Source organism: Streptomyces sp. NPDC052114 (assembly GCF_040680155.1).
Taxonomy (GTDB): Bacteria; Actinomycetota; Actinomycetes; order Streptomycetales; family Streptomycetaceae; genus Streptomyces.
In genome coordinates, this window is record NZ_JBFAWC010000018.1 from 1 (window position 1) to 22,133 (window position 22,133).

A 22,133-nucleotide genomic window follows, 5' to 3' on the forward strand; every position below is an offset into this window, starting at 1 on the left:
ACGCCCGGTTACATTCCGAACCCGGAAGCTAAGCCTCACAGCGCCGATGGTACTGCAGGGGGGACCCTGTGGGAGAGTAGGACGCCGCCGAACTCATCTTATGAAGAGCTGGTCCCTGAACTTCGGTTCAGGGACCAGCTCTTTTTTGTTTTGTGTCACTTGCTGTTCACGTTGCGCAGCCAACATCCGCAGACATGGGGACAGTTGGAATGTTGCGCGCCGCGGATGTCGGTACCGGTGACGAGGTCGTCGTGCCGGCCTTCGGGAGCACCGAGGTCGCCGAGGCAGTGGTCCTCGCCGGAGCGGTGCCCGTCTTCGCCGACATCGATCCGGCGACGTACTGCCTCGATCCCGAGGCCGTCGCCGCCGTCATGACACCTCGAACGGCCGCCGTCGTCGCCGTACACCGCTTCGGCCACCAGGCCGACGTGCGTCGGCTGCGGGAGCTGGGGACCCGGCACGGGCTTCTCGTCCTGGAACAGGGCGAGTCGGCGGCTCCGTACGAAGGTCTGGAGCGCCGGCGGGCGCATGCCGCGTATCTCACCGGTCGGCTCACCGGCGTCGTCACGCCCGAGGGCGGCGAGGGGCACACCTACCAGCAGTACGTCGTGCGGGTGCCGGGGAACGGGCGGCCCGACCGGGACGCGTTCGCACGTGCCGTACGCGCCAAGGGAGTTGACTGCCGGGTGCCCGTGAAGACTCCCGTGCATCGCGTGCCGGACTTCTGGCGGGACGTGCACCTGCCGGAGACCGAGCGGGCCGCGGACGAGACGCTGGCGCTGCCCGCGGGCGCGTCGATGTCGCGGCGCGACCTGCAGCGCGTCGTCTCCGCCTGCAACGCGCTCGGCGGTCTCCTTCAGCCTGCTTTCTAGGACGCTTCTAACCCTCGTCGCCGGTCTGCCGGCTGTGGGACGCGAAGAAGTCCCATATGAGGTCTGTCGCGTTGACGCCGGCGGTCGGGTCGGACATGCCGCCGCCGGCGCCGTTCGGCCAGGAGTGGCCCATGTCGGGCAGCCGGTAGACGACGACGTCCGAGCCGTCACGGCACGTGGCCCGCGTCCTCTTGATCTCGTTCTTCAGGGTGCTGGGCTTGCCCTGCTTGCAGGACAGGCGCTTCTGCCAGGACGTGATGCCCGCGTTCATCCCGGCGTAGTGATCGTCGAGTCCGCCGAGGAAGGTGATCACTGAGACCGGGGTCTTCGGTACGTACGAGGTCTTTTCCGCATCGGTGCCGAGATAGCCGCCGCTGACCGGGGCGATGGCCGCGAAGGTGTCGGGGAGTTCGACGGCGAGCCTGTACGACATGTCGCCGCCGTTGGAGATGCCCGTCGCGTAGACGCGGTCGGGATCGGCGTTCCAGGTGCCGGTCAGCCGTTTCGTGATCGTACGAATGAAGCCGACGTCGTCCTCGGTGCCGCAGCAGATCAGGGCGTTGAATCCGCGGTTGAGGCCGTCGGGGTAGGCGACGAGGAAGTTCTCCTCGTCCGCCTTGGCGCTGAGGCCGCTGATGGCTGCCGCGGCCCGGCCGTCGGCCGGATAGGGGTGCAGGGCGATGACGAGCGGGAGCTTCTTGGTGCGGGTGTAACCGGGTGGGGCGTGGACGGTGTAGACGCGCTGGTCGCCCTTCCAGGAGAGCGTGACCTTCTGGTCGCCGGGGCGTGGGGTTTCCGTCGGCTTCTTCGTGGGCTTCGTGTTCGAGGCGTCCCCGTCGTCGCCGGATCCGCAGGCCGTGAGCGGCAGAAGGAGTGCGATGAGTGCCGCGGGCAGGGCCTTTCGCAGGGGCGTGCCACGTCGCGTGGTCATGGGCGCAGCGTGGCAGCGGCGGTGCGGGCGGTCCAGAGGAAGGGGCGGTTCGAGGCCGCTTCGATTTCAGGTATGATCTATTTCGTTGCCGCGGGGAAAACCGCGAAGACAAAGCAGGCCCCTATAGCTCAGTCGGTAGAGCGTCTCCATGGTAAGGAGAAGGTCAGCGGTTCGATTCCGCTTGGGGGCTCAAGTGACAAAGGCCTCCGCCCAGTTGGGCGGGGGCCTTTGTGCTGTGTGGGGCGCTTGTGGAGTGACTCCGGCGGGGGTGTCTCAGGGGCGGACTTCGGCGGGGGCATCTCTGGGGAGATGCCCCCGGGGTGGTCATTCCTTGTGCAGGCCGGGGACGCGCATCGCGAGGATCGCCATGTCGTCGGACGGGGCGTCCGTGGCGAAGCGCTCCACGGCGCGCATGATCCGGGCCGCGACCGCGCCGGCCGTCAGGCCCGTACAGGTCGTGAGGACGTCCGCGAGGCCGTCGTCGCCCAGCATGCGGGTGCCCTCGCGGCGCTCGGTGACGCCGTCCGTCACGCAGAGCAGGACGTCGCCGGGGTCGAGCGTCATCGTCTGCTCGTACAGCTCCAGGTCGTCCATGACGCCGAGCAGCGGCTGCGGTTCGGCGTAGGGCTCGACCGTGCCGTCCTGGCGCAGGCGGAGCGGGAGCGGGTGGCCGGCACACACGATCTTCAGGACGGCCGAGCCGTCCTCCTGGGGCCACAGCTCGCCGTAGAGAAGGGTGAGGAAGCGGCTGCGGGCGCCCTCGTCCAGGATCGCGGCGTTCAGGCGCTCCAGGACGGCGGGGCCGCCGAAGCCCTCGCGGGCAAGCAGGCGCAGCGCGTGGCGGGCGAGGCCGGTGACGGCCGCGGCCTCCGGGCCCGTGCCGCAGACGTCGCCGATCGCGAAGCCGTAGGCGCCGTCGCGGATGGGGAAGAGGTCGTAGAAGTCGCCGCCGACTTCGTTGCCCTCGCCGGCCGCGCGGTAGATGACCTCGACCTCGACGCCCGGGATCTGGGGGAGCTCCGGGGGCAGCAGGCTGCGCTGGAGGGACTGGCTGATGGCCATGCGCTCGGAGTAGAGGCGGGCGTTGTCGAGGGCGAGAGCCGCTCGGCGGGAGAGATCTTCGGCCAATTCCAGGATCTCTTGGCGGAAGTGCTCTTCGGAGGGCTTGCCGAGCGTGAGCATGCCGATGACGCGGTTGCGGGCGACCAGCGGGAGGACGACGGTCTCGCCGCCGACGGCCGAGGCGGTGGAGAGGGTCGTGCCGATGCCGGAGGCCACGCTCATCGGTTCGCCCAGGCCCAGGCTGCGCATGGAGGTGCGCAGGGCCGCCTGGTGGGCGGCTTCGGAGGGGGCGGTCCAGACGCGGGCGCCCGGGGTGGGGACCGGGTCGGGCGGGGCGATCTTGGCGAGGAGGGCCTTGAGGCCGTCGATGCGCTCCTCGTCCTCGTGCAGGACGTACGAGAGGTAGGGCTCGGCCGACTGGTCGGCGATGGTGTAGACGGCGCACCAGGTGGCGAGCGTGGGGACCGTCATCTGGGCCATGAGGGCCAGGGTCTGGTCGCGGTCGAGGGTGCCGGCGAGCAGGTCGGAGGCCTCGACGAGGAAGGAGAGGGAGCCGCGGCGGAGTCTTTCCAGCTCGCCCAGGCGCGCGGATTCCACGGCGAGGGCGATGCGGTCGGCGGCGAACTGCAGGCGCAGGGCCTCTTCGTTCGAGTACCGGCCCGCGGCCTCGGCGGCGACGCCCAGGGAGCCGGTGAGGCGGCCCTCTACCTTCAGCGGGACGGTGACGACGGAGCGCATGCCCGTGCCGGTGAGCAGGGGGACGGCGCCCGGTACGACGGTGAGGTCCTCGTGGACGGCCGGCATGCGGGCGGAGCCGTAGCGTCCGGGGGAGGCCTCGACCTGGACGCGGGCGAAGCGCTGGCGGGCGGAGGGCAGGCCCGTGGAGGCGCGGACCTCCAGTTCGGTCTCGTCGTCGGTGGCCAGGAGCAGGAAGGCCGCGTCGCCGTCGAGCATGTCCCGGGCGCGCTCGACGGTGCGCTGGAGCAGGCCGTCGAGGTCGTCGGGGGCGGGGGAGCCGATGAAGACCTCGAAGGGGTCCGCGGCGTTGGGCTCGCTGAGGGTGGCCTGCTCCGGGGAGCCGCGGCGCAGCGGGGTCTGGAGTACGGCGCGCTCGTCGTCGCGTACGAGGAGGCAGACCGTCGAGGGTTCGCCGTTGGTGTCGCGGACGCGCAGGTGGGAGGCGTAGACGGGGATGACGCGGCCGTGCGCGCCGCGGACGCCGTAGCTGCCCTCCCAGCGGGAGAGCTGGAGCGCCTCGGCGATGCCGGTGCTGGTGCCCGGGGTGTGCGGCCAGGCCGCGAGGTCGTTGAGCGGCTTGCCGATGACCTGCTCGGCGGCGTATCCGAAGAGCTCTTCCGCGTCTTCGTTCCAGGCGGCGATGGCGCCGAGGCGGTCGATCTGGACGACGGCGACGCGGACTCTGCCGTCGGCGATGGGGAGGAGTTCGGCCGGGAGCGAGGGGCCCGCCGCGCGGGTGCCGACGGGGCGGTCGGGCAGGTCGAGCTGGAACCAGACCTGCTTGTGCGTGGAGGTGTACTCGACGCCCCAGCGGTTGGCGAGGGCCGCGCAGAGCTGGAGGCCGCGGCCGCCCTCGCGGTCGGGGCTGCCCATGTTGACGGGGGACTGCTGGAGCGGGATCTCGCGCTCCGGATAGTGGTCGGAGACCTCGATGCGTACGGCGCTCTCGCTGCGCAGGCACTCGACGTCGGCGGCCGTGCCGGCGTGTACGACGGCGTTGGTGACCAGCTCGCTGGTGAGGACGACCGCGTCGTCGACGACGTCCGTGAAGCCCCAGCCCTGGAGGGTGTCGCGCACGAAGGAGCGGGCCGTCGCGACGGAACGCCCGACGGGGTCGAAGGTGGCAGCCGCACGCGCGGTGATCACAGCACTCCTCGTACGAGTATCGGCAGTGTCGACTGTATCGACGCCCAGTTCTCCCCAACCCATGGTGCGGCCGCCCCTCCGATGCCCGTTTGTTCGTGTACCAACGCCCTGGCCGGGCAGGACCGGGGTGGTTGGACAGCCGGATGCAAGGTTACTTACCTTCGCCGTCCATGCTGATGCCGGTCGTCAGTGTTTCCGCCCGGAGGGTGTGCGGACGGTGTGCGAAGCTGCCGAACTGTTATGGCCTGGTTCAGCCATGGTGAAACACTGGGCAAGCTTCTTGGAGAGCCCAGAACAACCCGAGCAGTACCGGTCGACCCTTGCGGGAGGGACACAGTGGAGTCTGGCGCAGCGACGCGGGGCACTAAGACGCGCGCGAAAGACGGACAGTCCCTGAACAAACAGCGCAAACCGCGCAACGGGACGACCGCCTCGGTGGACGCCGCGGCACTGAACCGGCTGCTCGTGGCCCTGGTGGCCATGCGCGACGGCAACTTTCGCAAGCGGCTCACGGTCTCCGGCGACGACGTCATGTCGGAGATCGCGGCGGTCTTCAACGAGGTCGCCGACCGTAATCTGCATCTCACCGGCGAGCTGTCGCGGGTGCGGCGCACGGTCGGACGTGAGGGAAAACTCACGGAACGGCTGGAGACCGGAGCGAGCGAAGGCTCGTGGGCGGCGGCGATCGACGCGTCGAACGCGCTCGTCGATGATCTTGTACGTCCGGTCAGCGAGGTCGGCCGGGTGCTGTCCGCGGTGGCGGACGGAGACCTGGAACAGCGCATGGAGCTGCGCGCGCCGGGAACGGACGGCAGCGGTCACCCGCTGCGCGGCGAGTTCCTGAAGGTCGGGCGGACGGTCAACAACCTCGTCGACCAGCTCTCCACCTTCACCGACGAGGTCACGCGCGTGGCCAGCGAGGTCGGCACCGAGGGCAAGCTCGGCGGGCAGGCCAGGGTGCGCGGGATGTCCGGGTCGTGGAAGGACCTCACGGACTCCGTGAACACCATGGCGTATCGGCTGACCGCGCAGGTGCGCGACATCGCGCTGGTGACGACGGCGGTGGCCAAGGGCGACCTGTCGCGGAAGGTCACCGTCCATGTCGCGGGCGAGATGCTGGAGTTGAAGAACACCGTCAACACGATGGTGGACCAGCTTTCGTCGTTCTCCTCCGAAGTGACGCGGGTGGCGCGCGAGGTCGGCACGGAGGGCGAGCTCGGCGGCCAGGCGCAGGTGCCCGGCGTCGCGGGCGTGTGGAAGGACCTCACCGACTCGGTGAACCTCATGGCCGGCAACCTCACCGCTCAGGTGCGGGGGATCGCTCAGGTCACGACGGCCGTCGCCAACGGCGACCTGTCGCAGAAGGTCACGGTGAGCGCGCGCGGCGAGGTCGCCCAGCTCGCCGAGACGATCAATCAGATGACCGAGACGCTGCGTACGTTCGCGGACGAGGTCACGCGCGTGGCGAACGAGGTCGGCGCCGAGGGCCAGCTGGGCGGTCAGGCCAATGTGCCGGGCGCGGCGGGCACGTGGAAGGACCTGACGGACTCGGTCAACACGGTCTTCCGCAACCTCACCACGCAGGTGCGGGACATCGCCCAGGTGACCACGGCGGTCGCGAGCGGCGACCTGTCGCAGAAGGTCACGGTCGACGTCGCGGGCGAGATGCTCGAACTGAAGAACACCGTGAACACGATGGTCGACCAGCTCTCGGCCTTCGGTTCCGAAGTGACGCGGGTGGCGCGGGAGATCGGCGTCGAGGGTGAGCTGGGCGGCCAGGCGCAGGTGCAGGGCGCGGCCGGTACGTGGAAGGACCTGACGGACTCCGTCAACACCGCCTTCCGCAACCTCACGGGACAGGTCCGCAACATCGCCCAGGTGACGACGGCGGTGGCCAACGGCGACCTCTCCCAGAAGGTCGCCGTCGACGTGTCCGGCGAGATGCTCCAGCTGAAGAACACCGTGAACACGATGGTGGACCAGCTGTCCTCGTTCGCCGACCAGGTCACGCGCATGGCCCGCGACGTGGGCACCGAGGGGCGCCTGGGCGGGCAGGCGCGCGTGGACGGCGTGAGCGGCACGTGGAAGGACCTGACGGACTCCGTCAACTTCATGGCCGGGAACCTGACGTCGCAGGTGCGTCAGATCGCGCAGGTGACCACCGCCGTGGCCCGCGGTGACCTGTCCCAGAAGATCGAGGTCGACGCGCGCGGCGAGATCCTGGAGCTGAAGAACACCATCAACACGATGGTCGACCAGCTCTCCGCCTTCGCCGACCAGGTGACCCGGGTGGCCCGTGAGGTGGGCACCGAGGGGCGCCTGGGCGGGCAGGCGCAGGTGCCGGGTGTGGCCGGTGTGTGGCGCGACCTGACGGACTCCGTGAACGGCATGGCCGGCAACCTCACCGCGCAGGTGCGCAACATCGCGCAGGTCGCCACGGCGGTGGCGCGCGGTGACCTGTCCCAGAAGATCGACGTGGACGCGCGCGGCGAGATCCTGGAGCTGAAGAACACCCTGAACACGATGGTGGACCAGCTGTCCGCCTTCGCCGAGCAGGTCACGCGGGTCTCCCGCGAGGTGGGCACGGACGGCATCCTCGGCGGGCAGGCCGAGGTCCAGGGCGTCTCCGGCACCTGGAAGGACCTCACGCAGTCCGTGAACGGCATGGCGAACAACCTCACCCTGCAGGTGCGGAACATCGCCGAGGTCACCACGGCCGTCGCCATGGGCGACCTGTCCAAGAAGATCACCGTCGACGCGAAGGGCGAGATCCTCGAACTCGTCACGACCGTCAACACCATGGTCGACCAGCTGTCGTCGTTCGCCGAGCAGGTCACGCGCGTGGCCCGTGAGGTGGGTACGGAGGGCCAGCTGGGCGGCCAGGCGCGGGTGCCGGGCGTCACCGGCATCTGGAAGGACCTGAGCGACAACGTCAACCTGATGGCCAACAACCTGACCAGCCAGGTGCGGAACATCTCCCAGGTCTCGGCGGCGGTCGCCAACGGCGACCTCACCAAGAAGGTCACGGTCGAGGCGCGCGGCGAGGTCGCGCAGCTCGCCGACACGGTCAACACGATGGTGACGACGCTGAGTTCGTTCGCCGACGAGGTCACGCGCGTGGCCCGTGAGGTGGGTACGGACGGCATCCTGGGCGGCCAGGCGCGCGTGCCGGGCGTCTCCGGTACGTGGAAGGACCTCACCGAGTCCGTGAACTCGATGGCGTCCAACCTGACCGGTCAGGTCCGCAACATCGCGATGGTGACCACCGCGATCGCCAAGGGTGATCTGACGAAGAAGATCGACATCGACGCCCGGGGCGAGATCCTGGAGCTCAAGACGACGATCAACACGATGGTCGACCAGCTGTCGTCCTTCGCCGAGCAGGTCACCCGCGTCGCCCGCGAGGTGGGCACCGAGGGGCAGTTGGGCGGCCAGGCGCGCGTGCGCGACGTCGACGGCACCTGGCGCGACCTGACCGAGTCCGTGAACGAGATGGCCGGGAACCTCACCCGTCAGGTGCGCGCCATCGCGAAGGTCGCCACGGCGGTGACCCGCGGTGACCTCAACCTGAAGATCGAGGTCGACGCGGCGGGCGAGATCCAGGTCCTCCAGGACAACATCAACACGATGATCGCGAACCTCCGCGACACCACCCTGGCCAACAAGGAACAGGACTGGCTCAAGGGCAACCTCGCGCGGATCTCCGGCCTGATGCAGGGCCGCCGCGACCTTGAGGACGTCGCCTCGCTGATCATGAGCGAGCTGACGCCGGTCGTCTCCGCGCAGCACGGCGCGTTCTTCCTGGCGATGCCCACGGACGACGGCAAGGATCTCGGGGGCGACCACGAGGACGCGTACGAGCTGCGGATGCTGGGCAGTTACGGCTACTCCATGGGGTCCATGCCGACGTCGTTCCGGCCCGGCGAGACCCTCATCGGCACGGCGGCCAAGGAGCGGCGCACGATCCTCGTGGAGAACGCGCCGTCCGGCTATCTGCGCATCGCCTCCGGCCTCGGGGAGGCGCCGCCCGCGCAGGTCATCGTGTTGCCGGTGCTCTTCGAGGGGACCGTTCTCGGGGTGATCGAGCTGGCGGCCTTCCAGCCCTTCACGCAGATCCAGAAGGACTTCCTCAGCCAGATCGCCGAGATGATCGCGACGAGCGTCAACACCATCAGCGTCAACACGAAGACCGAGGTGCTGCTCAAGCAGTCGCAGGAGCTGACCGAGCAACTGCGGGAGCGTTCGGCCGAGTTGGAGAACCGGCAGAAGGCGCTTCAGGACTCGAACGCGGAGCTGGAGGAGAAGGCCGAGCTGCTGGCCCAGCAGAACCGCGACATCGAGGTCAAGAACACCGAGATCGAAGAGGCCAGGCAGGTCCTGGAGGAGCGTGCCGAGCAGCTCGCGGTCTCGATGCGCTACAAGTCCGAGTTCCTGGCGAACATGTCGCACGAGCTGCGTACGCCGCTCAACTCCCTGCTGATCCTGGCCAAGTTGCTCGCCGACAACGCCGACGCGAACCTCACCCCCAAGCAGGTCGAGTTCGCCGAGACGATCCACGGCGCGGGATCGGACCTGTTGCAGCTGATCAACGACATCCTCGACCTGTCGAAGGTCGAGGCGGGCAAGATGGACGTCTCCCCGACGCGCATCGCCCTGGTCCAACTCGTCGACTACGTAGAGGCCACTTTCCGCCCGCTGACCGCGGAGAAGGGACTCGACTTCTCCGTACGAGTCTCCCCGGAGCTGCCCGCGACGCTGCACACGGACGAGCAGCGCCTGTTGCAGGTGCTGCGCAACCTCCTGTCGAACGCGGTGAAGTTCACCGACTCCGGAGCGGTCGAGTTGGTCATCCGGCACGCCAGCAACGACGTGCCCGACGCGATCCGCGAGCAGCTCCTGGAGGCGGGCTCGCTGCGCGACGCGGACGCCGACCTGATCGCCTTCTCGGTGACGGACACCGGCATCGGCATCGCGGCCAGCAAGATGCGGGTCATCTTCGAGGCGTTCAAGCAGGCCGACGGCACGACCAGCAGGAAGTACGGCGGCACGGGCCTCGGTCTCTCCATCAGCCGGGAGATCGCGCGCCTGCTGGGCGGCGAGATCCACGCGCAGAGCGAACCGGGCCGCGGCTCGACCTTCACGCTCTATTTGCCGCTGCACCCGAGCGAACTGCCGCCCCAGGGGTACGCGCAGCTCGCCCCGGCGGCCGCCGCCCCGGAGCTGCCTCCCCTGGAGGAGGGGCCCGCGACCGAGGAGTCGGCCGAGGGCGCCCCGGCGCGCGCGGAGGCGCCGAGCGGGCCCGCCGCGCTGTTCCGGCGCCGGCGCCGGGCCGTGGCGCCCGCCCCGGAGCAGCCGCCCGCGCTGCCGGTGCAGCCGGCCTCCGGGGCCCAGGAGCAGCGGCCGCAGGAGCAGTGGCCGACCCCGTCCCAGGACGCGCCGGCCGCGCGGCGCGGCATCCACTTCGGCGGCGAGAAGGTCCTGATCGTCGACGACGACATTCGCAACGTCTTCGCGCTCACCAGCGTCCTGGAGCAGCACGGCCTGGCGGTGCTGTACGCGGAGAACGGCCGGGAAGGCATCGAGGTGCTCGAACAGCACGACGACGTGACGGTCGTTCTGATGGACATCATGATGCCGGAGATGGACGGGTACGCGACGACGACGGCGATCCGCAGGATGCCGCAGTTCGCCGGGCTCCCGATCATCGCGCTGACCGCGAAGGCGATGAAGGGCGACCGGGAGAAGGCCATCGACTCCGGGGCTTCCGATTACGTGACGAAGCCGGTCGACCCGGATCACCTGTTGTCGGTGATGGAGCAGTGGATGCGCGCACAGTGACCGAGAACCGGCTTCGTCACACGGAGTTGCTGACAGAGTGTGGCGGAGGCCGTGTAGAACGGCGGTATTCGGGGAACCTTCTGGTCTCCCACCGCGTTTCTGCTACGTGCACAGTGACATCGCGGTGACAGGGTGTGGCGACAGGCGGGGTGCGGCTACCATGACCGGCACAAGGACGGGCGGCGCAAGGGAGTCGTCCCCTGGGGCGGCGCCCGGTGTACCGCCGGGGCGAGGAGGGCGGGCCATGGTGCAGAAGGCCAAGATCCTCCTGGTCGATGACCGGCCGGAGAATCTGCTGGCGCTGGAGGCCATCCTCTCTGCGCTCGATCAGACACTGGTGCGGGCATCGTCCGGGGAGGAAGCGCTCAAAGCACTACTCACGGACGACTTCGCGGTCATTCTGCTGGACGTCCAGATGCCGGGAATGGACGGTTTCGAAACCGCCGCGCACATCAAGCGGCGGGAGCGGACCCGGGACATCCCGATCATCTTCCTCACCGCCATCAATCACGGGCCGCATCACACCTTCCGCGGCTACGCGGCGGGCGCGGTGGACTACATCTCGAAGCCGTTCGACCCGTGGGTGCTGCGCGCGAAGGTCTCGGTGTTCGTCGAGCTGTACATGAAGAACTGCCAACTGCGGGAGCAGGCAGCTCTGCTGCGCCTCCAGCTGGAGGGCGGCGGCAAGGCCGCCGCGGGCGACGCGAAGGAGCCCGCGGGGCTGCTCGCCGAGCTCTCGGCGCGGCTCGCGGCCGTCGAGGAGCAGGCCGAGGCGCTCTCCAAGCAGCTCGACGACGAGTCGGCCGATGCCGCCGCGGTCGCCACCGCGGCCCATCTCGAACGCAAACTCACCGGGCTGCGGCGGGCTCTTGACGCCCTGGAGCCGGGCACCGGAAGCGGCGCTCCCTCGGTGCCCTCGCAGAACTGACGAGGTGCCGGCCGTCACCGAGGGCGCGCCGGGGTCCGGCGGTGCGGTGAATTCCCGTCAGTTCACCGTCTCCGCAAGGGCGACACAAACGGGTGAAGCAGTGGGCACACGTGTCCGCAGTGGTCCGCACCGGTAACCTCACACCCATGGCCTCACGTCAGTCCGCAGCCAAGAAGACGCCCGCGAAGAAGGCGGCCGCGCCGACCAAGGCTCCGGCGAAGAAGGCCGCCGCCAAGCCGCCCGCGAAGAAGACCGCGGCAAAGAAGGCGCCCGCGAAGAAGGCTCCGGCCAAGAAGGCCGCGGCGAAGAAGCCCGCGCCCAAACCGGCGCCCAGTCCCACCGGGGGCGTGTACCGCCTCGTGCGCGCCGTCTGGCTCGGCATCGCGCACACCGTCGGCGCGATGTTCCGCGGCATAGGGCGTGGCGCGAAGGGCCTCGACCCGGCGCACCGCAAGGACGGCCTCGCGCTGCTGCTGCTCGGCATCGCGCTGATCGTCGCCGCGGGCACCTGGTCGAATCTGCGCGGACCGGTCGGCGACCTCGTCGAGGTCCTGGTGACGGGCGCGTTCGGCCGGCTCGACCTGCTTGTGCCGCTCCTGCTCGGTGCCATCGGCGTACGCCTCATCCGGCACCCGGAGAAGCCCGAGGCGAACGGCCGCATCGTGATCGGGCTGTCCGCCCTGGTCATCGGCATCCTCGGGCAGGTCCACGTGGCGTGCGGCTCGCCCGCCCGCAGTGACGGCATGCAGGCGATAAGAGACGCCGGCGGCCTCATCGGCTGGGGCGCCTCCACGCCGCTGATCTTCACCATGGGCGAGATCCTCGCGGTGCCGCTCCTGGTGCTGCTCACCGTCTTCGGGCTGCTCGTCGTCACGGCGACACCCGTCAACGCCATCCCGCAGCGGCTGCGGCTGCTCGGCACCAAGCTCGGCGTGGTCCAGGCCGAGCCCGAGGCCGACGCGTACACGGACGACGACGAGCGCTACGACGAGCAGTGGCGCGAGGCGCTGCCCGCGCGGTCCTCGCGCCGGCGCACGGCCGCCCCCACCGAGTACGCCCCCGACCTGGCCGAGGAGGAGGCGCTCTCCAAGCGCCGCAGGCCGCGCAGGGCCTCCGTGCAGCCGGACATGGACCGGCCGATGGACGCCGTGGACGTGGCCGCCGCAGCGGCCGCCGCGCTGGACGGCGCCGTGCTGCACGGCATGCCGCCCTCGCCGCTGGTCGCCGATCTGACGCAGGGCGTCGCGGGGGAGCGGGAGGAGCGCGAACGGCGCGAGGAGCAGGAGCGTGCGGCCCCTGTACCGACCGCGCGCGCCACGGACGCGCCGGTGCCCGGCAAGCTCAAGAAGAAGCCGGAGACGCCCTCTGACGGCCTCGTGCCGGACCTCACCAAGGCCGCGCCCGACGCCACCCGCGATCTGCCGCCGCGCGCCGAGCAGCTCCAGCTCGCCGGGGACATCACGTACGCGCTGCCCTCGCTCGACCTCCTGGAGCGCGGCGGCCCCGGCAAGTCCCGCAGCGCCGCCAACGACGCGGTCGTGGACTCGCTGTCGAACGTGTTTACGGAATTCAAGGTCGACGCCGTCGTCACCGGCTTCACGCGCGGCCCGACGGTCACGCGGTACGAGATCGAGCTCGGCCCCGCCGTGAAGGTCGAGAAGATCACCGCGCTGGCCAAGAACATCGCGTACGCGGTCGCGTCCCCGGACGTGCGGATCATCTCGCCGATCCCCGGCAAGTCCGCGGTCGGCATCGAGATCCCGAACACCGACCGCGAGATGGTCAACGTGGGTGACGTGCTCCGCCTGGCGGACGCGGCCGAGGACGACCACCCCATGCTGGTCGCGCTCGGCAAGGACGTCGAGGGCGGCTACGTCATGGCCAACATGGCCAAGATGCCGCACATCCTGGTCGCCGGAGCCACCGGCTCCGGCAAGTCGTCCTGCATCAACTGCCTGATCACCTCGATCATGATAAGAGCGACGCCCGAGGACGTGCGGATGGTCCTCGTCGACCCCAAGCGCGTCGAGCTCACCGCCTACGAGGGCATCCCGCACCTGATCACGCCGATCATCACCAACCCCAAGAAGGCCGCCGAGGCCCTCCAGTGGGTCGTACGCGAGATGGACCTGCGCTACGACGACCTCGCGGCGTTCGGCTACCGCCACATCGACGACTTCAACCAGGCCGTGCGCGACGGCAAGCTCAAGACGCCCGAGGGCAGCGAGCGCGAGCTGCAGCCCTATCCGTATCTGCTGGTGATCGTCGACGAGCTCGCCGACCTGATGATGGTCGCGCCGCGCGACGTCGAGGACTCGATCGTGCGCATCACGCAGCTCGCGCGCGCCGCCGGCATCCACCTGGTGCTCGCCACGCAGCGGCCCTCCGTCGACGTCGTGACCGGCCTGATCAAGGCGAACGTGCCGTCCCGCCTCGCCTTCGCGACCTCCTCGCTCGCCGACAGCCGCGTCATCCTCGACCAGCCGGGCGCCGAGAAGCTCATCGGAAAGGGTGACGGTCTGTTCCTGCCGATGGGCGCGAACAAGCCCACCCGTATGCAGGGCGCCTTCGTCACCGAGGACGAGATCCACGCGGTGGTCCAGCACTGCAAGGACCAGATGGCCCCCGTCTTCCGCGACGACGTCACCGTCGGCACCAAGCAGAAGAAGGAGATCGACGAGGACATCGGCGACGACCTCGACCTGCTGTGCCAGGCCGCTGAGCTGGTCGTTTCCACCCAGTTCGGGTCGACGTCCATGCTCCAGCGCAAGCTGCGCGTCGGCTTCGCCAAGGCCGGGCGGCTGATGGACCTGATGGAGTCGCGCTCCATCGTCGGGCCCAGCGAAGGCTCAAAGGCTCGTGACGTTCTTGTGAAACCTGACGAGCTGGACGGCGTGCTCGCCGTGATCCGCGGGGAGGCTCACCCCTGAGGGCGGGGCAGGCTCACCCGTAAGGGATCGCCGGGCAACCGTTTCCCTTCGGCGTACGTCAAGTTGAGGGGGACGACAGCGCGATGTCCCACCATCGGGATGTCCGGCCATTCTGATGGCGTACAAAGTCCGTCCGCCCGGTTGCCCCACCCTTTCAGGACCCCCCTAAACTGAACCTCCGGCAGGTGGCTACACGCTCGAAAGGCGCCCCCGTGTCCATCGGCAACTCCCCTGAAGACGACCGACCTTCAGACGACCGCCTCGACCGCCTCGCGGACGACAGCCCGGCAGGCGAACGCCGGGCCGACGACCGCCCCTCGATCGGCCGTGTCCTGCAGCAGGCGCGCATCGACGCCGACCTGACCGTAGACGAAGTCAGCACGTCCACCCGGGTGCGCATCCCCATCGTGCACGCGATCGAACAGGACGACTTCTCGCGGTGCGGCGGCGACGTGTACGCCCGCGGCCACATCAGGACGCTGGCCCGCGCGGTGGGGATCGATCCCGCCCCGCTCCTCGCGCAGTACGACGAGGGCCATGGCGGGCACCCGCCCCAGCCCACGCCGGCGGCGCCCCTCTTCGAGGCCGAACGCATCCGCTCCGAACCGCGCAGGCCGAACTGGACCGCGGCCATGGTCGCCGCGATCGTCGCGGTGATCGGCTTCGTCGGCTTCACCGCGTTCGGCGGCGGGGACGACGACGACAGCTCCAAGTCGGTCGCCGAGGGCTCCACGCCCGCGAGCACCAAGCCCGCCGACAAGCCCAAGCCGCACAAGCCCGCCGATCCCAAGCCCGACCCGTCGGACAGCGCCATCGCCGGGGTTCCGCGCGACAAGGTCACCGTGAAGGTCGACGCCGCGGACGGCCGCAGCTGGATCTCCGCCAAGGACCACAGCGGACGCACCCTCTTCGACGGCGTCCTGGAACAGGGACAGGCCAAGACGTTCCAGGACAAGCAGAAGATCGACCTCGTGCTCGGGGACGCCGGCGCGATCGAGCTGTACGTGAACGGCAAGCAGGTCGAGAACGAATTCGAACCCGGTCAGGTCGAGCGTCTCTCGTACACGAAGGGCGACCCCGAGGTCGGCTGACGGGGCCCCTCGCAGGGCGACGACCTGCGGTGCCGTACCGAGGGCGGTGACGCCCGGGTGACGGGACGGCGGCGGGCGGCCGACCGCCGGGCAACCCTGGCGGCGGGGGCCGAGGCGGGGACAAAGTAGTCTTGAGAGCATGCCCGAACGCCGCACCGTCGCCCTTGTCACTCTTGGCTGCGCCCGTAACGAGGTGGACTCGGAGGAGCTCGCAGGCCGCTTGGAGGCGGACGGCTGGCAGCTCGTCGAGGACGCCGAGGACGCGGACGTCGCCGTCGTCAACACCTGTGGCTTCGTCGAAGCCGCCAAGAAGGACTCCGTCGACGCCCTCCTCGAAGCCAATGACCTGAAGGGTCACGGCAAGACCCAGGCCGTCGTCGCGGTCGGCTGCATGGCCGAGCGGTACGGCAAGGAGCTCGCCGACGCGCTGCCCGAGGCCGACGGCGTGCTCGGGTTCGACGACTACGCGGACATCTCCACCCGCCTGCAGACCATCCTCAGCGGCGGCAGCGTGGAGGCCCACACCCCGCGCGACCGGCGCCAGCTGCTGCCGATCAGCCCGGCCGAGCGCCAGGACGCCGGCTCCGGGATCGCCCTGCCGGGCCACGCCCCCGTGGCCGAGGCCCCCGCGGACCTGCCCGACGGCGTCGCGCCCGCGTCCGGGCCGCGCGCCCCGCTGCGCAGGCGGCTCGGCACCAACCCCGTCGCCTCGGTGAAGCTGGCCTCCGGCTGCGACCGGCGCTGCTCCTTCTGCGCCATCCCCTCCTTCCGCGGCTCGTTCATCTCGCGCCGCCCCTCCGACGTCCTCGGCGAGACCCGCTGGCTCGCCGAGCAGGGCGTCAAGGAGGTCATGCTCGTCTCCGAGAACAACACCTCGTACGGCAAGGACCTCGGCGACATCCGGCTCCTGGAGACGCTGCTGCCCGAGCTGGCCGCCGTCGACGGGATCGAACGGGTGCGCGTCAGCTATCTGCAGCCCGCCGAGATGCGGCCCGGACTCATCGACGTCCTCACGTCGACGGAGAAGGTCGCGCCCTACTTCGACCTGTCCTTCCAGCACTCCGCGCCCGGCGTGCTGCGCGCCATGCGGCGCTTCGGCGACACCGACCGCTTCCTGGAGCTCCTCGAGACCATCCGCTCCAAGGCGCCGCAGGCCGGTGTCCGGTCCAACTTCATCGTGGGCTTCCCCGGCGAGAGCGAGGCGGACCTCGCCGAGCTCGAGCGGTTCCTGACCGGCGCCCGGCTGGATGCCATCGGCGTGTTCGGCTACTCCGACGAGGAGGGCACCGAAGCGGCGACGTACGACCAGAAGCTCGACCAGGACGTCGTCGACGAGCGGCTCGCGCACATCGCGCGCCTGGCCGAGGAGCTCACCTCGCAGCGCGCCGAGGAGCGCGTCGGCGAGACCGTCGAGGTCCTCGTCGAGTCCCTCGACGAGGAGGAGGGGCCGATCGGCAGAGCCGCGCACCAGGCGCCCGAGACGGACGGCCAGATCCGCTTGACGGGTGCCACCGGTGGGGACTTCCTTCAGGTCGGCCGTATCGTCGAGGCGAAGGTGGTCGGCGCGGAGGGCGTGGACCTGGTGGCCGAGTGTCCAGAGGAGGCCGGCAGATGACCGGAGTCCCGGCATCCGCGTCAGGCGGCTCCGGCGCGCACGGCGCTCAGCCGGTGCGCGGCGGAAAGCTGGGTGCTGCGGCCGTCAATCAGGCCAGCCTGTGGAACGTGGCCAACCTGCTGACCATGGTCCGGCTGCTGCTCGTACCCGGTTTCGTGGCGCTGCTGCTGGCCGACGGCGGGTACGACCCGGCCTGGCGCTCGCTGGCCTGGGCGGCCTTCGCGATCGCCATGATCACGGACCTCTTCGACGGTCACCTGGCCCGCACGTACAACCTGGTCACGGACTTCGGCAAGATCGCCGACCCGATCGCCGACAAGGCGATCATGGGGGCCGCGCTGATCTGTCTGTCCTGGCTCGGTGACCTGCCCTGGTGGGTGACCTGCGTGATTCTCGGCCGCGAGCTCGGCATCACGCTGCTGCGGTTCTGGGTGATCCGCTACGGCGTGATTCCGGCCAGCCGCGGCGGCAAGATGAAGACGCTCGCGCAGGGCACGGCCGTCGGGATGTACGTTCTGGCGCTGACGGGGCCGCTCGCGACCCTGCGGTTCTGGGTGATGGCGGTCGCCGTCGTGCTGACCGTGGTGACCGGCCTCGACTACGTGAGACAGGCCGTCGTGCTGCGCAGGCAGGGCATGGCCGAGGAGCGTGCGGCGGCCGAGGAGTCCGCCCGGGAGGCCGCGAAGTGACGTCCGCCGGAGTCTCGGCATCCGCCGTGTCCGCGAGCAGGCTGCTGAGCCTGCTCGCCGCGCGCGGTGAGACGCTGGCCGCCGCGGAGTCGCTGACCGGCGGACTGGTGGCCGCCGAGATCACGGCGGTGTCCGGGGCCTCGAAGGTCTTCCGGGGGTCCGTGACCGCGTACGCCACCGATCTCAAGCGGAGCGTGCTGGGCGTCGACGGCACTCTGCTGGACGAGCGCGGGGCCGTGGATCCCGAGGTCGCCCGGCAGATGGCGGTCGGCGTGCGCAAGGCGCTCGGTGCGGACTGGGGGATCGCGACCACCGGGGTCGCCGGGCCCGATCCGCAGGACGGCCGGGCCGTCGGGACCGTGTACGTGGCGGTCGCGGGGCCGGATGTCGAAAGCATGCACGGTTACGCCGACGGCGGAGCCGACGGGAAAGTGTCCGCCCTGCGGTTGAACGGTGACCGTTCGGAAATCCGTATGGAGAGTGTACGGAGCGTGCTCACGCTGCTGCTCGAGCAGCTCTCCGGAGAACGTGCCGAGAATGGGCGGGCACAGGATACGGAACAGAACGGGGGGAATTGATGTTTGCAGCCCTGAGTGAACACGACATCGCTCCCCGCACGGCCGCCGCGCGAGGCGGTACGGTGGGGCGTGAAGGATGCGGCTACGCGGTCCGAGGAGGGAGCCACCGATGATTCTGCTCCGTCGCCTGCTGGGTGACGTGCTGCGTCGGCAGCGCCAGCGCCAGGGCCGTACTCTGCGCGAAGTCTCCTCGTCCGCCCGAGTCTCGCTCGGCTATCTCTCCGAGGTGGAGCGGGGGCAGAAGGAGGCTTCCTCCGAACTGCTTTCCGCGATCTGCGACGCGCTTGACGTACGGATGTCCGAGCTCATGCGGGAAGTGAGCGACGAGCTGTCGCTCGCCGAGCTGGCTGAGTCTGCAGCGGTCACGGAACCGGTGCGCGCACCGGTTCGCCCGATGCTCAATTCCGTCTCCGTGGCCGGCGTGCCACCGGAACGGGTCACGATCAAGGCACCTGCGGAGGCGGTCGACGTCGTCGCGGCGTGACGCCGTGCCGTGCCCGCTGAGGCGGGCCGTGCGGTACTGAGCTGCGCTCCGCTGGAGCGCTCAGGTGTGTGGAAGCCCCTGCCGGGTACCCGGCAGGGGCTTCCGTTTTGTCCGGGGCGACCGTCGTCCGAGCCGACGGCGATGGCGTCCGGGGTGATCCGGTATCCACGAATCGACCTAATTGGTTCATATGTGCCATGGTTGATGGGGATTTCTCGCATTCGTTCGTGAGTTGGAGGAGACATATGTACGTCGTGAAGAGCCCGCTGTCCGACGCGGATCTGAAGACGGTCTCGGAGGCGCTGCAGGGTGCCCTGGTCGACCTGGTCGACCTGTCCTTGGTGGCCAAGCAGATCCACTGGAACGTGGTCGGTCCGCGCTTCCGCTCCGTACACCTCCAGCTCGACGAGGTCGTGGACACGGCCAGGCAGCACTCCGACACCGTGGCGGAGCGCGCCTCGACGCTCGGTGTCTCGCCCGACGGGCGTGCGGCGACCGTGGCGCAGAGCAGCGGCATCGGGTCGGTCCCCGAGGGCTGGGTCAAGGACGCGGACGCGGTGGGGACGCTCGTGGACGCGCTCGGCGCGGTGATCACGCGGATGCGTGAGCGGGTCGAGGCGACCGGCGAGGCGGACCCGGTCAGCCAGGACATCTTCATCGGCATCACGGCCGACCTGGAGAAGCACCACTGGATGTTCCAGGCGGAGAACAGCTGAGCGGCGGCTGAGCTGTCGCCGAGTCCTTGGGGTGAGCCCCGGGCCCCAGGGCCGGCCGGAAGCGGCCGAGGGGCGTGTGGAGCCGCGTGAGGGCGCTGTCGGCGCGGTGGTGTCACGGCGTGTGCGCCGTGGTGCCTCCGGTGCCGGCGGTGCGCCCTCCCGTGGAGTGAACCCCGGCGTTTAGCGTCGGCCTCGCGTCGGGCGGGAGGTGGCAGCTGGTGGCAGCCGTGAACGGGACAGCCGTGGCGGGGCGGGCCGTGCGCTGGGTGCCCGCCCTCGTCTTCGGCGCGCTGTGGTGGTGGGGCGTGCTGCGGCTCGCCTTCGCGCCCGACGCGGGCGCCTTGGAGGGCGCGGTCGCGGCCGGCGGCTGGGGGCTGAGTGTGCTTCCGGTCCACTGCGTGTCGAAGGCGCGGGCGGCCGGTGTGGCAGGGGCGGCTGAGGCGGACGGTGCCGTGGGTGCGGCCGGTGGCAGGCGTCACGCCCGGCGGCCCGACGGCTCGCTGCGGTGGCCCGGGGAGCGGACCGCGCAGCTGTGGTGGGGGCGGGGGAGGGTGGTCGCGGCCCGGGTGCGCGCACGGGGCCCCGCGGCCGGTGCGCGGATACGGAGTGCCGGGGCGCGGGTCACCACGGCATGGCGACGCCGCCGTTCGGGCGGAGGATCTGGCCCGTCGTGAAGGACGCGGCATCGGACGCCAGGTGCAGCACGGCGTGCGCGATGTCGTCCGGTTCCCCGACACGGCCCAGGGGCGCCATACGCACCATGACCCCCTCGGTGTGGGCCTGCGCCTCTTTGTCGTGGCGGTCCGTCATCGGCGTACGGATCCAGCCCGGTGCCACCGCGTTGACGCGGATGCCGTGCGCGCCGACCTCGGTGGCCAGGGTCTTGGTGAGTTGGACGACGGCGGCCTTGGCCGCGCCGTAGCAGAGCAGACCGGGGCCGCCGGTGTCGACGGCGCCCGAGGCCATCGTGACGATGCTGCCCCCGGACTCCGTGTCGATCATGGTGCGGGCCGCGGCCTGGCAGGCGTACAGGACGCCCTTGAAATTGATGCCGAGCACGCGGTCGAGGTCCTCGTCGCGGGTCTCCAGGACCGGGCTGCTGTGCATGACGCCCGCGATGGCGGCCATGACGTCCAGACGGCCGTCGGATGCCGCGGCCGCCGTGACGGCCTGCTCGACCTGGGTCCTGTCGCTGACGTCCAGGGTGTGGGGGCGGGCGGTGCCGCCGGCGGTCTTGATGAGCGTGGCGGTCTCGTGGAGCCCCTGCTCGTCGCGGTCGGCGCAGTGGACGGCGGCGCCCGCCTCGGCGAGGAGCAGGGCCGTCGCGCGGCCGATCCCGCTGGCGGCGCCCGTGACGAATGCGGTGCGTCCGGTGAGGTCGTACGCCTTGATGGGCATGGCGGGACGGTACGACTGGATCTGACGGGTCGTCAACTAGCGGGTGGGGTTGCGCTTTGGGGTGTGTGCCGGGGCGCGTGGGGGCGAGCCGTGTGCGTGCGCGGCGGCGTCAGGGGGTCGGGCCCTGCTGGCAGGTGGGGCACCAGTAGGTGGGGCGGCTGCGGGAGCCGTCGCCCTGCTCGGCGGTGCGGATCGCGGTGCCGCAGCGCAGGCAGGGGCGGGGAGCGCGGCCGTAGACGTAGAGACGCTGGTCGGGGCGGGCGAGGCCGGTGGTGCTGCGGGCGGGCCGGTCGCGGTTGGCCACCAGGAGCTTGTGCGCGAGGTGAGGGAGGCGGGTGGCCGTCTCCTCGGGGAGCTCGCCGACGGGGAGCCAGGGGGTGGCGCGCAGCACGAAGCAGAGCTCGCTCTTGTAGATGTTGCCGATGCCCGCGAGATTGCGCTGGTCCAGGAGCGCCTCGCCGAGGGGACGCTCCGGGGAGGCCAGGAGATTGCGCAGCGCGGTGTCGGGGTCCCAGCCGGGGCCGAGCAGGTCGGGGCCGAGGTGACCCACCGCTCTGTCCTCGTCGGAGGTGCGCAGCAGTTCGAGTACGGGCAGGCGGTAGCCGACGGCGGTGCGGTCGGCGGTGCCGAGGATCGCCCGGATCTGGTGCCCCGGGCCGCCGCGCCAGCGCTCGCCGGGGGCGTACACCCGCCAGGAGCCGTCCATGCGGAGGTGGGAGTGCAGGGTGAGGCCGCCCTCGATGCGGGTGAGCAGGTGCTTTCCGCGCGGGGTCACGTCGAGCACGGTGCGTCCGGTGAGGTCGGCCGTCGCGAGTTTGGGCACGCGGAGATCCGAGCGCGTGAGGACGCTCCCGGCGAGGGCGGTGTGCAGGCGCCGGGCTGCCTGGTGGACGGTGTCTCCTTCGGGCATGGGATCCAGGGTGGCACGGGGGCGCGGTGCGGAGGTGGACGTCGGCGGGCGCCGGGCTCGGGGGCGGGCGAGGGCGGGGTGTGGGGCGGGGCAGGTGGGTGGGGTGGGAGCGGGGCCCTTGGGTGGGCGGGTGCCGTGAGGACGGGTGCCCGGGCGGGGGCGGGGTGCGGGGCCAGGCGGGGGCGCGGGGCAGGGCGGGCAAGACGA

At 70.5% G+C, this 22,133-nt stretch carries 14 protein-coding genes, 1 tRNA gene, 1 rRNA gene and 1 pseudogene; 13 read left to right on the forward strand and 4 right to left on the reverse strand.

Annotation, left to right across the window (positions count from 1 at the left end; all coding sequences use genetic code 11):
• Positions 1 to 93: ribosomal RNA gene (gene rrf, locus AB0L89_RS32115) — 5S ribosomal RNA — on the forward strand; the annotation flags it as partial.
• 59 nt (positions 94 to 152) lie between these two features.
• The gene (locus AB0L89_RS32120) at positions 153 to 872 is read left to right on the forward strand and encodes a DegT/DnrJ/EryC1/StrS family aminotransferase (RefSeq protein ID WP_365148848.1); all 720 of its coding nucleotides are present in this window, start codon (positions 153 to 155) and stop codon (positions 870 to 872) included.
• A 7-nt stretch (positions 873 to 879) separates the two neighbouring features.
• Here AB0L89_RS32120 and AB0L89_RS32125 read toward each other — a convergent pair whose 3' ends face one another.
• Positions 880 to 1,803, reverse strand: a complete 924-nt coding sequence (locus tag AB0L89_RS32125) for a PHB depolymerase family esterase (RefSeq protein ID WP_365148851.1) — start codon at positions 1,801 to 1,803, stop codon at positions 880 to 882.
• Between the two features lie 117 nt (positions 1,804 to 1,920).
• Between AB0L89_RS32125 and AB0L89_RS32130 the strand changes: the two genes are divergently transcribed.
• Positions 1,921 to 1,993: transfer RNA gene (locus tag AB0L89_RS32130), tRNA-Thr, on the forward strand.
• 134 nt (positions 1,994 to 2,127) lie between these two features.
• On the opposite strand, the gene AB0L89_RS32135 is transcribed toward AB0L89_RS32130, so the two are convergent.
• Positions 2,128 to 4,812: a SpoIIE family protein phosphatase gene (locus AB0L89_RS32135; RefSeq protein ID WP_365148854.1), complete on the reverse strand. Its 2,685-nt coding sequence runs from the start codon at positions 4,810 to 4,812 to the stop codon at positions 2,128 to 2,130.
• 273 nt (positions 4,813 to 5,085) lie between these two features.
• Here AB0L89_RS32135 and AB0L89_RS32140 point away from each other — a divergent pair, with 273 nt between their 5' ends.
• The 10 genes and pseudogenes from AB0L89_RS32140 to AB0L89_RS32185 all read left to right on the forward strand — a co-directional run.
• Positions 5,086 to 10,587, forward strand: a complete 5,502-nt coding sequence (locus AB0L89_RS32140; RefSeq protein ID WP_365148857.1) for a HAMP domain-containing protein — start codon at positions 5,086 to 5,088, stop codon at positions 10,585 to 10,587.
• 244 nt (positions 10,588 to 10,831) lie between these two features.
• Positions 10,832 to 11,515 (forward strand): response regulator, encoded by a 684-nt coding sequence (locus AB0L89_RS32145; RefSeq protein ID WP_069886868.1) that lies wholly within the window; start codon positions 10,832 to 10,834, stop codon positions 11,513 to 11,515.
• 146 nt (positions 11,516 to 11,661) lie between these two features.
• Positions 11,662 to 14,445 carry a DNA translocase FtsK gene (locus AB0L89_RS32150; protein WP_365148861.1) on the forward strand — a complete coding sequence of 928 codons (2,784 nt, stop codon included), beginning with the start codon at positions 11,662 to 11,664 and terminating at the stop codon, positions 14,443 to 14,445.
• A 212-nt stretch (positions 14,446 to 14,657) separates the two neighbouring features.
• Positions 14,658 to 15,536, forward strand: coding sequence for a helix-turn-helix domain-containing protein (locus AB0L89_RS32155; RefSeq protein WP_365148864.1), 879 nt, complete (start codon positions 14,658 to 14,660; stop codon positions 15,534 to 15,536).
• 139 nt (positions 15,537 to 15,675) lie between these two features.
• Positions 15,676 to 17,151 (forward strand): 30S ribosomal protein S12 methylthiotransferase RimO, encoded by a 1,476-nt coding sequence (gene rimO / locus AB0L89_RS32160; RefSeq protein WP_365148867.1) that lies wholly within the window; start codon positions 15,676 to 15,678, stop codon positions 17,149 to 17,151.
• A complete protein-coding gene (pgsA, locus tag AB0L89_RS32165; protein ID WP_365148870.1) occupies positions 17,148 to 17,840 on the forward strand; it encodes a CDP-diacylglycerol--glycerol-3-phosphate 3-phosphatidyltransferase in 693 nt (230 codons plus the stop codon). Before rimO ends, pgsA begins: the two co-directional genes overlap by 4 nt.
• Positions 17,837 to 18,418 carry a CinA family protein gene (locus tag AB0L89_RS32170; protein ID WP_365148873.1) on the forward strand — a complete coding sequence of 194 codons (582 nt, stop codon included), beginning with the start codon at positions 17,837 to 17,839 and terminating at the stop codon, positions 18,416 to 18,418. Before pgsA ends, AB0L89_RS32170 begins: the two co-directional genes overlap by 4 nt.
• 109 nt (positions 18,419 to 18,527) lie before the next feature.
• Positions 18,528 to 18,902 (forward strand): helix-turn-helix transcriptional regulator, encoded by a 375-nt coding sequence (locus AB0L89_RS32175; RefSeq protein ID WP_055529762.1) that lies wholly within the window; start codon positions 18,528 to 18,530, stop codon positions 18,900 to 18,902.
• Positions 18,903 to 19,147: 245 nt separating this feature from the next.
• The gene (locus tag AB0L89_RS32180) at positions 19,148 to 19,618 is read left to right on the forward strand and encodes a DNA starvation/stationary phase protection protein (protein WP_365148877.1); all 471 of its coding nucleotides are present in this window, start codon (positions 19,148 to 19,150) and stop codon (positions 19,616 to 19,618) included.
• 242 nt (positions 19,619 to 19,860) lie between these two features.
• Positions 19,861 to 20,040: pseudogene (locus AB0L89_RS32185) on the forward strand (hypothetical protein); the annotation flags it as partial.
• Positions 20,041 to 20,239: 199 nt separating this feature from the next.
• On the opposite strand, the gene AB0L89_RS32190 reads toward AB0L89_RS32185, so the two are convergent.
• Positions 20,240 to 21,016 carry an SDR family NAD(P)-dependent oxidoreductase gene (locus tag AB0L89_RS32190; protein WP_365148880.1) on the reverse strand — a complete coding sequence of 259 codons (777 nt, stop codon included), beginning with the start codon at positions 21,014 to 21,016 and terminating at the stop codon, positions 20,240 to 20,242.
• A gap of 109 nt (positions 21,017 to 21,125) precedes the next feature.
• A complete protein-coding gene (locus AB0L89_RS32195) occupies positions 21,126 to 21,926 on the reverse strand; it encodes a DNA-formamidopyrimidine glycosylase family protein (protein WP_365148883.1) in 801 nt (266 codons plus the stop codon).
• Positions 21,927 to 22,133 lie beyond the last annotated feature (207 nt).

Coding starts and splice junctions, on each gene's coding strand:
- AB0L89_RS32125 (WP_365148851.1), bottom strand. CDS start 1,803: ATGACCACGCGACGTGGCACGCCCCTGCGAAAGGCCCTGCCCGCGGCA.
- AB0L89_RS32175 (WP_055529762.1), top strand. CDS start 18,528: ATGATTCTGCTCCGTCGCCTGCTGGGTGACGTGCTGCGTCGGCAGCGC.
- AB0L89_RS32195 (WP_365148883.1), bottom strand. CDS start 21,926: ATGCCCGAAGGAGACACCGTCCACCAGGCAGCCCGGCGCCTGCACACC.
- AB0L89_RS32180 (WP_365148877.1), top strand. CDS start 19,148: ATGTACGTCGTGAAGAGCCCGCTGTCCGACGCGGATCTGAAGACGGTC.
- AB0L89_RS32190 (WP_365148880.1), bottom strand. CDS start 21,016: ATGCCCATCAAGGCGTACGACCTCACCGGACGCACCGCATTCGTCACG.
- AB0L89_RS32145 (WP_069886868.1), top strand. CDS start 10,832: ATGGTGCAGAAGGCCAAGATCCTCCTGGTCGATGACCGGCCGGAGAAT.
- rimO (WP_365148867.1), top strand. CDS start 15,676: ATGCCCGAACGCCGCACCGTCGCCCTTGTCACTCTTGGCTGCGCCCGT.
- AB0L89_RS32150 (WP_365148861.1), top strand. CDS start 11,662: ATGGCCTCACGTCAGTCCGCAGCCAAGAAGACGCCCGCGAAGAAGGCG.
- pgsA (WP_365148870.1), top strand. CDS start 17,148: ATGACCGGAGTCCCGGCATCCGCGTCAGGCGGCTCCGGCGCGCACGGC.
- AB0L89_RS32135 (WP_365148854.1), bottom strand. CDS start 4,812: ATGGGTTGGGGAGAACTGGGCGTCGATACAGTCGACACTGCCGATACT.